General features: G+C 64.7%; 10 protein-coding genes and 1 pseudogene. All 11 read right to left on the bottom strand.

What is annotated here, in order from left to right; translation table 11 throughout:
• Positions 1-252, bottom strand: a 252-nt coding sequence (locus tag ACIPIA_RS01960) for a GTP-binding protein (protein WP_400506143.1), incomplete at its 3' end; no start/stop codon positions are given.
• Between the two features lie 51 nt (positions 253-303).
• On the bottom strand, positions 304-2,379 hold the full coding sequence (gene fusA, locus ACIPIA_RS01955; RefSeq protein WP_400506141.1) for an elongation factor G: 2,076 nt from the start codon (positions 2,377-2,379) through the stop codon (positions 304-306).
• A 33-nt stretch (positions 2,380-2,412) separates the two neighbouring features.
• On the bottom strand, positions 2,413-2,883 hold the full coding sequence (gene rpsG / locus ACIPIA_RS01950) for a 30S ribosomal protein S7 (RefSeq protein WP_400506139.1): 471 nt from the start codon (positions 2,881-2,883) through the stop codon (positions 2,413-2,415).
• A 70-nt stretch (positions 2,884-2,953) separates the two neighbouring features.
• Entirely contained in the window at positions 2,954-3,325 is a 372-nt protein-coding gene (rpsL, locus tag ACIPIA_RS01945) for a 30S ribosomal protein S12 (RefSeq protein WP_038358286.1), read from the bottom strand.
• A gap of 437 nt (positions 3,326-3,762) precedes the next feature.
• Positions 3,763-7,947, bottom strand: a complete 4,185-nt coding sequence (gene rpoC, locus ACIPIA_RS01940) for a DNA-directed RNA polymerase subunit beta' (RefSeq protein ID WP_400506137.1) — start codon at positions 7,945-7,947, stop codon at positions 3,763-3,765.
• 110 nt (positions 7,948-8,057) lie between these two features.
• Positions 8,058-12,179, bottom strand: a complete 4,122-nt coding sequence (rpoB, locus tag ACIPIA_RS01935; protein WP_400506135.1) for a DNA-directed RNA polymerase subunit beta — start codon at positions 12,177-12,179, stop codon at positions 8,058-8,060.
• Between the two features lie 254 nt (positions 12,180-12,433).
• Positions 12,434-12,814, bottom strand: coding sequence for a 50S ribosomal protein L7/L12 (gene rplL, locus ACIPIA_RS01930; protein WP_400506133.1), 381 nt, complete (start codon positions 12,812-12,814; stop codon positions 12,434-12,436).
• 49 nt (positions 12,815-12,863) lie between these two features.
• The gene (gene rplJ / locus ACIPIA_RS01925) at positions 12,864-13,379 is read right to left on the bottom strand and encodes a 50S ribosomal protein L10 (RefSeq protein ID WP_400506131.1); all 516 of its coding nucleotides are present in this window, start codon (positions 13,377-13,379) and stop codon (positions 12,864-12,866) included.
• 512 nt (positions 13,380-13,891) lie between these two features.
• Positions 13,892-14,590, bottom strand: coding sequence for a 50S ribosomal protein L1 (rplA, locus tag ACIPIA_RS01920; protein WP_400506129.1), 699 nt, complete (start codon positions 14,588-14,590; stop codon positions 13,892-13,894).
• Positions 14,591-14,603: 13 nt separating this feature from the next.
• Positions 14,604-15,035 carry a 50S ribosomal protein L11 gene (gene rplK / locus ACIPIA_RS01915; protein WP_400506127.1) on the bottom strand — a complete coding sequence of 144 codons (432 nt, stop codon included), beginning with the start codon at positions 15,033-15,035 and terminating at the stop codon, positions 14,604-14,606.
• A 156-nt stretch (positions 15,036-15,191) separates the two neighbouring features.
• Positions 15,192-15,431, bottom strand: a pseudogene (locus ACIPIA_RS01910) (hypothetical protein); the annotation flags it as partial.

Genomic DNA, 15,431 nt, shown 5'->3' with positions numbered 1-15,431 from the left:
GCCGGGGCAGTCCACATGCGCGTAGTGACGCGCCGGGGTCTCGTACTCGACGTGCGCCGTCGAGATCGTGATGCCGCGGGCCTTCTCTTCCGGAGCCTTGTCGATCTGGTCGTACGCCGTGAACGACGCGCCGCCCGACTCCGCCAGAACCTTCGTGATCGCAGCCGTCAAAGACGTCTTGCCATGGTCAACGTGACCAATCGTTCCAATGTTGCAGTGCGGCTTCGTCCGCGAAAACTTCTCTTTGGCCATCGTAGCCTCCGTCAGATCTTGTTCAAATGGTCAGTCGGTTCGGTGCGGGGCTCAGGCGTACTTGGCCTGAACCTCGGCGGCGACCGCCGACGGCACCTGCTCGTAGTGGTCGAACTGCATCGTGTAGTTTGCGCGGCCCTGCGAGAACGAACGCAGCTGGTTCACGTAGCCGAACATGTTGGCCAGCGGAACCATCGCGTTGATCACGACGGCGTTGCCGCGCATGTCCTGGCCCTGGATCTGGCCACGGCGCGAGTTCAGGTCGCCGATGACCGAACCGGTGTAGTCTTCCGGGGTCACGACCTCGACCTTCATGATCGGCTCGAGCAGCACGGAGCCGCCCTTCTGCAGACCTTCACGCAGAGCGGCACGCGAGGCGATTTCGAAGGCGAGAGCCGACGAGTCGACTTCGTGGAACGCGCCGTCGATCAGCGAGACCTTGACGTCGACGACCGGGAAGCCGGCGAGCACGCCCGAACCGATGACCGACTGCAGGCCCTTCTCGACGCCCGGGATGTACTCCTTCGGCACCGCGCCGCCGACGATTTTCGACTCGAACTCGAAGCCCTTGCCGGTCTCGTTCGGCTCGATGACGAGCTTGACGCGGGCGAACTGGCCCGTACCGCCGGTCTGCTTCTTGTGAGTGTAGTCGATCTCGGCCTTCTTGGTCAGCGTCTCGCGATACGCAACCTGCGGCGCGCCGATGTTGGCGTCGACCTTGTAGGTGCGCTTCAGGATGTCGACCTTGATGTCGAGATGGAGCTCGCCCATGCCCTTCAGAATGGTCTGGCCGCTCTCCTGGTCGGTCGACACGCGGAAGGACGGATCCTCGTTCGCGAGCTTCGACAGGGCGAGGCCCAGCTTCTCCTGGTCGGCCTTGGACTTCGGCTCGATCGCGATCGTGATGACCGGCTCCGGGAACTCCATGCGCTCCAGGATGACCGCGTTGGTCGGGTCGCAGAGCGTGTCGCCGGTGCGGACGTCCTTCAGGCCGGCCAGAGCGACGATGTCACCGGCATAGGCCTCCTTGATGTCCTCGCGATTGTTCGCATGCATCAGCAGCATGCGGCCCACGCGCTCCTTCTTGTCGCGCGTCGAGTTGATGACGCCCTGACCAGCCTCGACCTTGCCCGAATAGATGCGGCAGAACGTGATGGTGCCGACGAAGGGGTCGTCCATGATCTTGAACGCGAGCATCGCGAACGGGTCGCTGTCGCTCGGGTTGCGGACGGTCGGCTCCTCGGTCTTGAAGTCGATGCCTTCAACCGCGCCGCGATCCACCGGCGACGGCAGATAGTCGACGACGGCGTCGAGCAGCGGCTGCACGCCCTTGTTCTTGAAGGACGAACCGCAGAGGACCGGGTGGAAGGCGCGGCGCTGCACCGCGGTGCGGACCAGCTTGCGCAGCGTGTCGGCATCCGGCTCGGTGCCTTCGAGGTAAGCTTCCATCGCGGCGTCGTCCATCTCGACGGCGGCCTCGACGAGCTTCGAGCGATACTCGGCAGCCTTGTCGGCGAGATCGGCCGGGATGTCCTGCTCTTCGAAGGACGCGCCGAGCGCCTCGCCGTTCCAGACGATCGCCTTCATCTTCACGAGGTCGACGACGCCCGCGAAGTTCGACTCCGAACCGATCGGGATCTGCAGGCAGACAGGCTTGCCGGCGACGCGGTCGATGATGTCCTGGACGCAGCGATAGAAATCGGCGCCGATCTTGTCCATCTTGTTGACGAAGACGACGCGCGGGACGTCGTACTTGTCGGCCTGGCGCCAGACGGTCTCGGTCTGGGGCTCGACGCCCTGGTTGCCGTCGAGCACGCAGACTGCGCCATCGAGCACGCGCAGCGAACGCTCGACCTCGATGGTGAAGTCGACGTGGCCGGGGGTGTCGATGATGTTCAGGCGGTTGTCGCGCCAGAAGCAGGTCGTCGCAGCGGAGGTGATCGTGATGCCACGCTCCTGCTCCTGCGTCATCCAGTCCATGGTCGCGGCGCCGTCGTGGACTTCGCCGATCTTATGCGACTTGCCGGTGTAGTAGAGGATGCGCTCGGTCGTCGTCGTCTTGCCGGCATCGATGTGGGCCATGATGCCGAAGTTGCGATAACGGTCGATGGGATGGGAACGGGCCATGATCGTGCTCTATGTCTCGGGTCAGCGCGCCGCTTACCAGCGGTAGTGCGAGAAGGCGCGGTTGGCTTCCGCCATCCGGTGCGTGTCTTCGCGCTTCTTGACGGCGTTGCCGCGGTTGTTGGCGGCGTCCATCAGCTCGGCCGACAGGCGCTCCACCATGGTCTTGTCGTTGCGGCCGCGAGCGGCGGCGATCAGCCAGCGGATCGCGAGCGCCTGACGACGCTCCGAACGAACCTCGACCGGAACCTGATAGGTCGCACCGCCGACGCGGCGGGAACGGACCTCGATCGCCGGAGCGACGTTCTCGAGCGCGCTCTTGAACACGCCGAGCGGCTCGCTCTTGGTCTTGGCCTCGATGATGTCGAAGGCACCGTAGACGATCCGCTCGGCGGTCGACTTCTTGCCTTCATACATGACCGAGTTCATGAACTTGGTCACGACGACATCGCCGAACTTCGGGTCCGGGATGATTTCGCGCTTTTCGGCACTGTGGCGGCGGGACATCGTCTAGTCTCCGTAAATCTTCAACGCGGCGGACCGGCCCAGGCCTCTCGCCCGGCCGGTCAGGCCGAAATTACTTCGGACGCTTCGCGCCGTACTTCGAACGGCGCTGCTTGCGGTTCTTGACGCCCTGCGTGTCGAGCACACCGCGCAGGATGTGATAGCGCACGCCGGGAAGGTCCTTCACGCGGCCGCCACGGATCATGACGACCGAGTGCTCCTGGAGGTTGTGACCCTCACCCGGAATGTAGCCGATCACCTCGAAGCCGTTGGTCAGGCGAACCTTGGCAACCTTGCGGAGCGCCGAGTTCGGCTTCTTCGGAGTCGTCGTATAGACGCGCGTGCAGACGCCGCGCTTCTGCGGGCACGACTCGAGCGCCGGGGCGGTGTTACGCGCCTTCACGGGCGAGCGCGGCTTGCGGATGAGCTGGCTGATTGTCGGCATTCTGGCCTCTCGCCCCACTGAGCGTTTGGAAATTCCCTGGTCAATCTCCCAGCGCAAACAAAGACGTGGCATAAACGAAGCCGCGCCATCGGCTCCCTCAAGGGGCCTCAGGCGCGCTTGCCATGCAGAGGAACACGGGGAAAACCGCGTTCATGCGTCCTGCCATGTCGTCGTTCGACGCTGGAATTCCGACGGAGTTTCGGTCGCGAAACTCGCTTGCAAAGCATGTGCAAGCGACAGACGTGTCCGACAGCCGTCGACAGTGGCGCGCTTATGACTCACAGAAAGATTCGCGTCAACCCCGAAACCGGCGAAAAAGCCGCTGTTTTGCGGGGTTCGGGCTGGTTCGGCGCGCGCCTGTCCCGGCGTGAAACAAAAAGGCCGCCCGGAGCGGGCGGCCTTTCCAATGATTACCGAGGATTGCCCCCCGGAGCTTCTCACTCCGCCGCGGGCAGAACCGCCGCAGCCTGGGCAGCGGCCTTCGCCGCCGCATCCGCCTTCTGGCCGACGATGAGATCGTCGCGACGCGTCGCCACCTGCTTGATGCGGGCGACCTGCGCGCCGGTGCCGGCCGGGATCAGCGAGCCGACGATGACGTTCTCCTTGAGGCCTTCCAGCAGGTCCGACTTGCCGTTGACCGCCGCCTCGGTGAGGACGCGGGTGGTCTCCTGGAACGAAGCCGCCGAGATGAAGGAGCGGGTCTGCAGCGAGGCCTTGGTGATGCCGAGCAGGACCGGAACGCCGGAAGCCGGCTTCTTGCCCTCCTCGCGCAGCTTCGCATTGACCTCTTCCAGCTCGATCCGGTCGATCTGATCGCCGGTCAGGATGTCGCTGTCTCCCGACTCCGTGATCTCGACCTTCTGCAGCATCTGCCGGACGATGACCTCGATGTGCTTATCGTTGATGGTCACGCCCTGGAGGCGGTAGACCTCCTGGATTTCGTTGACCAGATAAGCCGCCAGCTCCTCGACGCCCTTGATCGCAAGGATGTCGTGCGGCGCCGGGTTGCCGTCGAGGATGTAGTCACCGACCTCCACGACGTCGCCGTCCTGGAGATGGATGTGCTTGCCCTTCGGGATCAGATACTCGACCCCGTCCGAGCCATCATGCGGCGTCAGCGTGACGCGACGCTTGTTCTTGTAGTCCTTGCCGAAGCCGATCACGCCCGACTTTTCGGCGATGATCGCCGCATCCTTCGGACGACGTGCCTCGAACAGCTCCGCGACGCGCGGCAGACCGCCGGTGATGTCGCGGGTCTTGGCCGAGTCGGTCGAGACACGCGCCAGCACGTCGCCGGCCTTGATCGAGTGGCCCGGCTCCACCGAGATGATGCCGTCGACCGGCAGGATGTAGCGGGCGTCGCCGCCACGGGCGAGCTTCGCCACCTTGCCGTCCGCGCCGTGGATCACCATCGCCGGCTTGAGATCGGCCGTACGGGCCGAGCCGCGCCAGTCGATGACGACACGCTTGGAGATGCCGGTCGCCTCGTCGGTCGTCTCGGTGATCGACATGCCGTCCACGAGATCCTCGTAGCCGACCTTGCCGTCCACTTCCGCCAGGATCGGGCGGGAATAGGGATCCCACTCGATCAGGCGCTGGCCGCGCTTGACCTTGTCGCCCTCGTCGACCCGCAGCTTCGAGCCGAACTGGACGCGATGGACCGCGCGCTCCGCCCCGTCAGGACCGACGATCACGATGGCGATGTTGCGCGCCATGGCGATCAGGTCGCCGTCAGAGTTCCGCGCGACGTTGCGGTTGCGCATCTTGACCGTGCCTTCGAAGTTCGACTCGACGAAGGACTGGTCGGCGATGGTGGCCGCGCCGCCGATGTGGAAGGTACGCATGGTGAGCTGCGTGCCCGGCTCGCCGATCGACTGCGCCGCGATGACGCCGACGGCCTCGCCCATGTTGACGGGCGTGCCGCGGGCCAGATCGCGCCCGTAGCAGGTGGCGCAGACGCCGTTCTTGGTCTCGCAGGTGAGAACCGAACGGATCTTCACCTCCTGGACGCCGGCGGCGTTGATCTTGGCGATGTCGCTCTCTTCGATCACGACGCCCTTGGCGACGAGGACCTTGCCCTCGACATCGAGCACGTCCTCGGCCGCAGCACGGCCCAGGATACGCATGCCGAGCGAGGCGACGACCTGGCCGGCATCGACGATGGCGCGCATCTTGATGCCGTTATCCGAGCCGCAATCCGTCTCGGAGATGATCGCGTCCTGCGCCACGTCGACGAGGCGGCGGGTGAGATAGCCGGAGTTGGCCGTCTTGAGCGCCGTATCGGCGAGGCCCTTGCGGGCGCCGTGGGTCGAGTTGAAGTACTCGAGAACGTCGAGGCCTTCCTTGAAGTTCGAGATGATCGGGCTCTCGATGATCTCGCCCGACGGCTTGGCCATCAGGCCGCGCATGGCGGCGAGCTGGCGCATCTGCGCCGGCGAACCACGGGCGCCGGAGTGCGACATCATGTAGATCGAGTTGATCTGCTTGTCGCGGCCGAGGTCGTCCTTCTGCACGGTCGAGATGCGGGCCATCATCTCCTGGGCGAGCTTGTCGGAGCACTTCGCCCAGGCGTCGACGACCTTGTTGTACTTCTCGCCCTGTGTGATCAGGCCGTCCTGGTACTGCTGCTCGTAGTCCTTGGCCAGCGCGCGGGTGGTGTCGACGATCTGCCACTTGTTCTCCGGCACGACCATGTCGTCCTTGCCGAAGGAGATCCCGGCGCGGAACGCGTGCTTGAAGCCGAGGCCCATGACGCGGTCGCAGAAGATCACCGATTCCTTCTGACCGCAGCCGCGATACACGGCGTCGATCATTCCGGAGATTTCCTTCTTGGTCATCAGCTTGTTGACGACGTCGAAGGACACGGCCGGGTGCTCCGGCAGCGCGGTCGAAAGGATCACGCGGCCCGGCGTGGTGTCGTAGATCTTCGTGTACGGCTTGCCGTCTTGGCCGACGCCGGTCCAGCGATATTTGATCTTCGAGTGCAGCGTGACGACCTTCTCGTGCAGCGCATGCTCGAGCTCGCCGAAATCACCGAACGCCTTGCCCTGGCCCGGCTCGCCGTCGGAGACGATCGAGAGGTAGTAGAGGCCGAGAACGATGTCCTGCGACGGCACGATGATCGGCTGGCCATTCGCCGGGTGCAGGATGTTGTTGGTCGACATCATCAGCACGCGCGCTTCCAGCTGCGCCTCGAGCGACAGCGGGACGTGCACGGCCATCTGGTCGCCGTCGAAGTCCGCGTTGAAGGCGGCGCAGACCAGCGGATGCAGCTGGATCGCCTTGCCCTCGATCAGCACGGGCTCGAAGGCCTGGATGCCGAGGCGGTGCAGCGTCGGCGCGCGGTTCAGCATCACCGGATGCTCGCGGATGACCTCGTCCAGGATATCCCAGACCTCCGGCTTCTCCTTCTCGACGAGCTTCTTGGCCTGCTTGACCGTGGTCGAGTAGCCCTTGGCGTCGAGGCGCGCATAGATGAACGGCTTGAACAGCTCGAGCGCCATCTTCTTCGGCAGGCCGCACTGGTGCAGCTTCATCTCCGGGCCGACGACGATGACCGAACGGCCGGAATAGTCGACGCGCTTGCCGAGCAGGTTCTGGCGGAAGCGGCCCTGCTTGCCCTTCAGCATGTCGGCGAGCGACTTCAGCGGGCGCTTGTTGGCACCCGTGATGACGCGGCCGCGGCGGCCGTTGTCGAACAGGGCGTCGACCGACTCCTGCAGCATCCGCTTTTCGTTGCGGATGATGATGTCCGGCGCGCGCAGCTCGATGAGGCGCTTCAGGCGGTTGTTGCGGTTGATGACGCGGCGATAGAGGTCGTTCAGGTCCGAGGTGGCGAAACGGCCGCCGTCGAGCGGCACCAGCGGACGCAGATCCGGCGGGATGACCGGGATCTGGGTCATCACCATCCATTCCGGCTTGTTGCCCGACTCCTGGAAGGCCTCGATGATCTTGAGGCGCTTCATCAGCTTCTTGGGCTTCAGCTCCGACGTCGTCGTCGCGATCTCATGCTTGAGGTCGGCGTTGATCTGGTCGAGATCGAGCGCGCGCAGCATCTCGCGGATGGCTTCCGCGCCGATCATGGCGGTGAAGGTGTCCGCGCCGTACTCCTCCTGAGCCCGGACGTACTCCTCCTCCGAGAGCAGCTGCCGGTCCTTCAGCGGGGTCAGGCCCGGCTCGATGACGACGTAGCTTTCGAAGTAGAGAATGCGCTCGAGATCCTTGAGCGGCATATCCATCAGCAGGCCGATGCGCGACGGCAGCGACTTCAGGAACCAGATATGCGCGACCGGGGCGGCGAGCTCGATATGGCCCATGCGCTCGCGCCGGACGCGGGCGAGCGTGACTTCGACGCCGCACTTCTCGCAGATGACGCCCTTGAACTTCATGCGCTTGTACTTGCCGCACAGGCACTCGTAGTCCTTGATCGGCCCGAAGATGCGGGCGCAGAACAGGCCGTCACGCTCCGGCTTGAACGTGCGGTAGTTGATGGTCTCCGGCTTTTTGATCTCGCCATAGGACCAGGACAGGATCTTCTCCGGGCTCGCGATCGAGATCTTGATCGCGTCGAAGGCCTGCTGGACCGGCTGCTGGCCGAAAAGGTTCATGACCTCTTGCTTCATCGCCTGTCTCCTTCCGCCGGCGGGGGCTAGGGCCGCCCTGCCCGGCTCGTAAATTCCGTCGGCCGGCGGCGTCAGTGCCGCCGGCATCTATACAAGGCTTGGTTAACGGCTCACTCGGCCGCCTCGGCCGGCGGCAACTCGCCCGGCTTCGCCTTGTTGTTGACGAGCTCGACGTTGAGGCCGAGCGAACGCATCTCCTTGACGAGAACGTTGAAGCTCTCGGGGATGCCGGCTTCGAAGTTGTCCTCGCCGCGCACGATCGACTCGTAGACCTTGGTACGGCCCGCGACGTCGTCCGACTTCACCGTCAGCATCTCCTGCAGCGTGTAGGCCGCGCCGTAAGCCTCGAGCGCCCAGACCTCCATTTCGCCGAAGCGCTGGCCGCCGAACTGCGCCTTGCCGCCCAGCGGCTGCTGGGTGACGAGCGAGTAAGGGCCGATCGAACGCGCGTGGATCTTGTCGTCCACGAGGTGGTGCAGCTTGAGCATGTAGATGTAGCCCATCGTGACCTTGCGGTCGAAAGGCTCACCCGTGCGCCCGTCATAGAGGGTCGACTGACCCGACGAGTGCAGTCCGGCCTGCTCCAGCAGCCGCTCGATATCGGCCTCCTTGGCGCCGTTGAAGACCGGTGTCGCCACCGGCACGCCCCGCCGCAGGTTCTGGCCCATTTCGACCAGTTCGTTCTCGTCCATCGAGGCGATGATCTCGTTATCCTCGTAGACGGCATCGAACTGGGCCTTCAGCGCCTTGAAGTCGTTCGACTTCTTGTACGCGTCGAGCGCCTTGCCGATCTGCTTGCCAAGGCCCGCAGCCGCCCATCCCAGATGCGTTTCCAGGATCTGGCCGACGTTCATGCGCGAGGGCACGCCGAGCGGGTTCAGCACGATGTCGGCATGGGTGCCGTCCTCGAGGAACGGCATGTCCTCCACCGGCACGATGCGCGAGACCACGCCCTTGTTGCCGTGACGGCCGGCCATCTTGTCGCCCGGCTGGATCTTGCGCTTCACCGCGACGAAGACCTTGACCATCTTCATCACGCCCGGAGGCAGTTCGTCGCCGCGCTGCAGCTTCTCGACCTTGTCGAGGAAGCGCTGCTCGAGACGCTTCTTCGACTCGTCGTACTGCTTCCGCATCGCCTCGATCTCGGTCATCAGCGAGTCTTCGGCGGTCGCGAACAGCCACCACTGCGAACGCGGGAACTCGCTCATCACCTCGCGGGTGATGACCGTGTCCTTCTTGAAGCCCTTCGGGCCGGCGAGGCCGGTCTTGCCGGTCAGGATCTCGGCCAGACGCGCGAAGGTGTTGCGGTCCAGGATAGCCTGCTCGTCGTCACGGTCCTTGGCGAGACGCTCGATCTCCTCGCGCTCGATCGCCTGGGCACGCTCGTCCTTGTCGACGCCGTGGCGGTTGAACACACGGACCTCGACGATCGTGCCCTGCACGCCCGGCGGAACGCGCAGCGAGGTGTCGCGCACGTCCGAAGCCTTCTCGCCGAAGATGGCGCGCAGCAGCTTCTCTTCCGGCGTCATCGGGCTCTCGCCCTTCGGCGTGATCTTGCCGACGAGGATGTCGCCCGCCGCCACCTCAGCGCCGATATAGACGATGCCGGCTTCGTCGAGGTTCTTCAGCGCCTCTTCCGAGACGTTCGGAATGTCGCGCGTGATTTCCTCCGGGCCGAGCTTGGTGTCGCGGGCCATGACCTCGAACTCCTCGATATGGATCGAGGTGAAGACGTCCTGGGCCACGATGTTCTCGGAGAGAAGGATCGAGTCCTCGAAGTTGTAGCCGTTCCACGGCATGAACGCGACGAGCACGTTGCGGCCGAGCGCGAGCTCGCCGAACTCCGTCGACGGGCCGTCCGCGACGATATCGCCCTTCTTGACGACGTCGCCGACACGCACCAGCGGACGCTGCGTGATGCAGGTCGACTGGTTCGAGCGCTGGAACTTCTGCAACCGATAGATGTCGACGCCCGGCTTCGTCGGATCCATCTCCTCCGAAGCGCGGATGACGATACGCGTCGCGTCGACCTGGTCGACGACGCCGGCGCGGCGGGCCGCGATGGCCGCGCCCGAGTCACGGGCGACGACCGCTTCCATGCCGGTGCCGACGAAGGGCGCATCGGCGCGAACCAGCGGCACCGCCTGGCGCTGCATGTTCGAGCCCATCAGCGCGCGGTTGGCGTCGTCATTCTCGAGGAACGGGATCAGCGCCGCGGCGACCGAAACGAGCTGCTTCGGCGACACGTCCTGGAAGTCGACCTTGTCGACCGGCGTGACGATGACTTCGCCGGCGCGGCGGCAGACGATCAGGTCGTCCGTCAGGCGCCCTTCGGCGTCGACGGCGGCATTCGCCTGGGCGACATTGTACTTCGCCTCTTCCATCGCCGAGAGATAGATCACCTCATTCGTGACCTTGCCGTCGCGGATGCGGCGGTAGGGGCTCTCGATGAAGCCGTACTTGTTCACCCGCGCGAAGGTGGCGAGCGAGTTGATCAGGCCGATATTCGGGCCTTCCGGCGTCTCGATCGGGCAGATGCGGCCATAGTGCGTGGGATGCACGTCGCGCACCTCGAAGCCGGCACGTTCGCGGGTCAGGCCGCCCGGGCCAAGCGCCGAAAGGCGACGCTTGTGCGTGACCTCGGAGAGGGGGTTCGTCTGGTCCATGAACTGCGAGAGCTGCGACGAGCCGAAGAACTCGCGCACGGCAGCCGCCGCCGGCTTGGCGTTGATCAGGTCCTGCGGCATGACCGTGTCGATATCGACCGAGGACATGCGCTCCTTGATGGCGCGCTCCATGCGCAGGAGGCCCAGGCGATACTGGTTCTCCATGAGCTCGCCGACCGAACGCACGCGGCGGTTGCCGAGATGGTCGATGTCGTCGATCTCGCCCTTGCCGTCGCGCAGGTCCACCAGCGCCTTGACGACCGCGAAGATGTCCTCCTTGCGCAGGATGCGCACGGTGTCCTCGGCGTCGAGGTCGAGGCGCATGTTCATCTTCACGCGGCCGACGGCCGAGAGGTCGTAGCGCTCGGCGTCGAAGAACAGCGACTGGAACATGTTCTCAGCCGTCTCGAGGGTCGGCGGCTCGCCCGGACGCATCACGCGGTAGATGTCGAACAGGGCCTCCTCGCGGCGCGAGTTCTTGTCGACGTTGAGCGTGTTGCGGATGTAGGGGCCGACCGTGATGTGGTCGATATCCAGCACAGGGATCTCTTCGAAGCCGTCGTCGACGAGCTGCTTCAGCAGCTTCTCGGAGATTTCCTCGCCGGCCTCGGCGAAGATCTCGCCCGTGGCGGGGTTGACCAGGTCCTCGGCGATGTACTGGCCGTACAGGTCCTCGTCCTGCGCGCGCAGGAACTTCAGGCCCTTCTCGGCGAGCTGACGGGCGGTGCGGGCGACGAGCTTCTTGCCGGCCTCGACCACGACCTCGCCGGTGTCGGCGTCGATCAGGTCCTCGGTGGCCTTGAAGCCCTTCATGCGCTCCGCATCGTAGGGAACGCGCCAGCCCTTGGCGTCCTTGGTGTAGGCGATGTGGTTGTAGAAGCGGTTGAGGATCTCCTCGCCGTCCATGCCGAGCGCGAACAGCAGCGAGGTGACCGGGATCTTACGCTTCCGGTCGATACGGGCGTAGACGATGTCCTTGGCGTCGAACTCGATGTCGAGCCAGGAACCGCGATAGGGGATGATGCGGGCCGCGAAAAGCAGCTTGCCCGACGAATGGGTCTTGCCCTTGTCGTGGTCGAAGAACACGCCCGGCGAGCGGTGCATCTGCGAGACGATGACGCGCTCGGTGCCGTTGACGATGAAGGTGCCGTTATCCGTCATGAGCGGCATGTCGCCCATGTAGACATCCTGCTCCTTGATGTCCTTGACCGACTTCGCCTGGGTGTCCGGATCGATATCGAACACGATCAGGCGCAGCGTCACCTTGAGCGGCGCCGAGAACGTCATGCCGCGCTGGCGGCACTCGTCGACATCGTATTTCGGCGGCTCGAAGGTGTACTTCACGAACTCCAGCAGCGAGGCGCCGGAGAAATCGCCGATCGGGAAGACCGACCTGAAGACGGTCTGAAGCCCTTCGTCGGGCCGGCCGCCCTTGGGCTCGTCGACCATCAGAAACTGGTCATAGGACGCCTTCTGAACCTCGATGAGGTTCGGCATCTCAGCCACTTCCTTGAGTTTGCCGAAGAACTTGCGGACGCGCCTGCGACCCTGGAGCGAATTGACCATGTTGTTCCTCGCAATCTCTTCGGACGGCTCACCCGGCGGTCCGGGACAAGGGCGGCACCAGGCCGCCGGGTGAGCCGTTCGGCGCCGCATCGCGCCGACCTGCATTTCAATCGGAGCTTCGCCGCATGGTTGCGGCAGGCTCCAGCAACTACTCCCGCGCTCCGGCGCGGAAACGACGCAACAGCCCCGGAGGCGTAGCCGCCCCGGGACTGTCGATAGTGACTACGGTCGGACCGGCATCAGCCGGCCCTAGCTCACTTGAGCTCGACCTTGGCGCCGACGGCCTCGAGCTGCTTCTTGAGCTTCTCGGCCTCGTCCTTGGCAACGCCTTCCTTGAGCGGCTTCGGAGCGCCCTCAACGAGGTCCTTGGCTTCCTTGAGGCCCAGGCCGGTGATGGCGCGGACTTCCTTGATCACCTCGATCTTCTTGTCGCCGGCCGAAGCCAGGACAACGGTGAACTCGGTCTGCTCTTCAGCAGCGGCGGCGGCAGCGCCACCAGCAGCCGGGCCAGCCGCAACGGCGACGGCGGCGGCAGCGGAAACGCCCCACTTCTCTTCGAGCATCTTGGCGAGGTCAGCAGCCTCGAGAACGGTGAGCGACGACAGCTCGTCGACGAGCTTGGCGAGATCGGCCATGTTAAACTTCCTGTTTTAAGAGGTTCGAACGATAAGGGTTTGCTGGCTATCAAGCCGCATTCTTGTCGGCGTATGCCTGAACCACGCGAGCCAGCTTGCCGGCGGGCGCGTTCGTGAGCTGCGCGATCTTCGTAGCCGGGGCCTGGACAAGGCCGATGAGCTTGGCGCGCAGTTCGTCGAGCGAGGGCATCGTGGCCAGGGCCTTGACACCATCGGGGTTCAGGGCGGTCTTGCCCATCGCGCCGCCCAGGATGACGAGCTTGTCGTTCTCCTTGGCGAATGCGCTGGCGACCTTCGGCGCCGCGACCGGATCGTTGGAATAAGCGATCAGGGTGGGACCCGTCAGCAGGTTGCTGATGGACGCGACGTCGGTGCCTTCAAGAGCGATCTTGGCCAAGCGGTTCTTTGCGACCTTAACAGTGGCGCCATTCGCCTTCATCTCGCGACGAAGCTTCTGGAACTGGGCCACGGTCAAGCCCGCATAGTGGGCCACGACGACGACCGACGTGTTCGCAAACACATCGTTCAGCGACGCGACGGCATCTTTCTTTGCCGCTTTATCCACTGGGCTCTCTCCGGTAGGCGACAAGCTTTTGAAGGCTCGCCGCCGGTTGCAAATGCCGCTTCCTGGAACCCCGGTTGACACCGGCGTCCTGCGAAGCGACGCTTGGTGCCCTGTCCCCGCTCCCGAACCTCGATGAGGCCGCGACCGGGCGAGATGGTTCGAACCGTCTTCTCCGGATCCTGAGATCCGGGATTGAGCTCTTGCACCGTCTATGCAGGCCTCTTGGCGAAATTATGCTCCCGGACGAACCGGGAAGGCACCTGCAGTCTCAGACAGGACTGGGTGATTCCTGCTCGAAGGATCGCTCCCTCGCCCCTGAAACACCCATTCTTCGGCGAAAATCCGCCGAAAAACGCGAAACAGACCCCTTCGTGTCAAGCACGCCGGAGCCTTGTCACTCGTGGAAACAGGCGTGCGTATAGCGCTTTCGCCTGCTTCTGCCAAGTAGGCTCTTGACTTCACGAAATCAAGAGCGGGCGGGCGGCCGCCGCAGCGACCGCCCTTCCCTGATATCAGCCGCCGATGACGGTGTTCGGCTCGACCTTGACGCCCGGACCCATGGTCGACGAGATCGCGACGCGCTGGATATAGGTGCCCTTGGCGCCGGTCGGCTTCGCCTTGGCGACGGAGTCGACGAACGCCTTGATGTTCTCGGAGAGCTTCTCGGCCGAGAACGAGGCCTTGCCGACAGCGGCGTGGATGATGCCGGCCTTCTCGACGCGGAACTCGACCGAACCGCCCTTGGAGGCGGCGACGGCGGCGGTGACGTCCATGGTGACGGTGCCGACGCGCGGGTTCGGCATCAGGCCGCGCGGGCCGAGCACCTTACCGAGACGGCCGACGAGACCCATCATGTCCGGGGTCGCGATGCAGCGGTCGAAGTTGATCTCGCCCTTCTGGACGGTCTCGACCAGCTCCTCGGCGCCGACGATGTCCGCACCGGCGGCCTTGGCCTCGTCGGCCTTGGCGCCGCGAGCGAAGACGGCGACGCGCAGCGTACGACCCGAGCCGTTCGGCAGGTTGCAGACGCCGCGGACCATCTGGTCGGCGTGACGCGGATCGACGCCGAGGTTCATCGCGATCTCGACGGTCTCGTCGAACTTGGCGTTGGCGCGATCCTTGATGAAGGTCACGGCCTGATCGAGCGAGTAGAGCTTGGTGCGGTCAATGCCTTCACGGCCCTTGACGACGCGCTTTCCCACATGTGCCATTGTCAGCCTCCCCTCAGCCCACGACTTCCAGGCCCATCGAGCGGGCCGAGCCACGGATCATGGCCGAAGCCGATTCGACGGTGTCGCAGTTGAGATCGGCCATCTTCTTCTCGGCGATCTCGGCAATCTGCGCAGTGGTGACCTTGCCGACGTTGCCGCCCTTGCCCGGGGTCTTCGAACCCGAAGCCAGGCCCGCAGCCTTCTTCAGCCAGTAGGAGACCGGCGGCTGCTTCATCTCGAAGGTGAAGGAGCGATCCGCATAGGCGGTGATGATCACCGGGATCGGCATACCCTTTTCCATCTGCTGGGTCTTCGCATTGAAGGCCTTGCAGAATTCCATGATGTTGAGGCCGCGCTGACCGAGCGCGGGACCGATCGGCGGCGACGGATTGGCCGCGCCCGCCGGAACCTGAAGCTTCACGTAGCCCGTGATCTTCTTTGCCATGATGGCTGCTCCTGCCGTCCGCCCCGCTGCCTATCGGAACGACGACGCCCCTGCCTGCCAACGCTCTTCGTTGGGGCCGGGGTGGTTGCAGTGCGTGGTGCGGCGCCTATGATCCGGCTGGCGACCGGCACGCCTCCCACGCGGTTGAGGCCGGGCCTATGGCATATCCGGGCGCGGAAGGGAAGAGGCTTCGGCGTGCGCCGCCTCTTTCGGGTGGGCGGCCGGAGCTTGCCGGATATAGTCGTCGAGCGCCAGGCAGATATGCAGCGCGACAAGCCCGATCAGCCCGAAGGCCAGGATGGCATGCCCGCGGAAGAGTTCGTCGGCATAGCCCGCGCCCTGTGGCCAGATCGCCGGCAGCGAGAGCCCGCCATAGATCTCGCGCGCCCCGAAATC

The sequence above is a fragment of the Allobosea sp. CER48 genome (assembly GCF_044752385.1).
In the GTDB taxonomy this organism is placed as follows: Bacteria; Pseudomonadota; Alphaproteobacteria; order Rhizobiales; family Beijerinckiaceae; genus Allobosea.
This window is presented reverse-complemented; position numbering and strand designations above follow the sequence as displayed.

Excerpts from the sequence above, each read along its gene's own strand:
- rpoC (WP_400506137.1), bottom strand. The coding sequence starts at position 7,947 with ATGAAGCAAGAGGTCATGAACCTTTTCGGCCAGCAGCCGGTCCAGCAG.
- rpsG (WP_400506139.1), bottom strand. The coding sequence starts at position 2,883 with ATGTCCCGCCGCCACAGTGCCGAAAAGCGCGAAATCATCCCGGACCCG.
- rplA (WP_400506129.1), bottom strand. The coding sequence starts at position 14,590 with ATGGCACATGTGGGAAAGCGCGTCGTCAAGGGCCGTGAAGGCATTGAC.
- rplK (WP_400506127.1), bottom strand. The coding sequence starts at position 15,035 with ATGGCAAAGAAGATCACGGGCTACGTGAAGCTTCAGGTTCCGGCGGGC.
- rpoB (WP_400506135.1), bottom strand. The coding sequence starts at position 12,179 with ATGGTCAATTCGCTCCAGGGTCGCAGGCGCGTCCGCAAGTTCTTCGGC.
- rpsL (WP_038358286.1), bottom strand. The coding sequence starts at position 3,325 with ATGCCGACAATCAGCCAGCTCATCCGCAAGCCGCGCTCGCCCGTGAAG.
- rplL (WP_400506133.1), bottom strand. The coding sequence starts at position 12,814 with ATGGCCGATCTCGCCAAGCTCGTCGACGAGCTGTCGTCGCTCACCGTT.
- fusA (WP_400506141.1), bottom strand. The coding sequence starts at position 2,379 with ATGGCCCGTTCCCATCCCATCGACCGTTATCGCAACTTCGGCATCATG.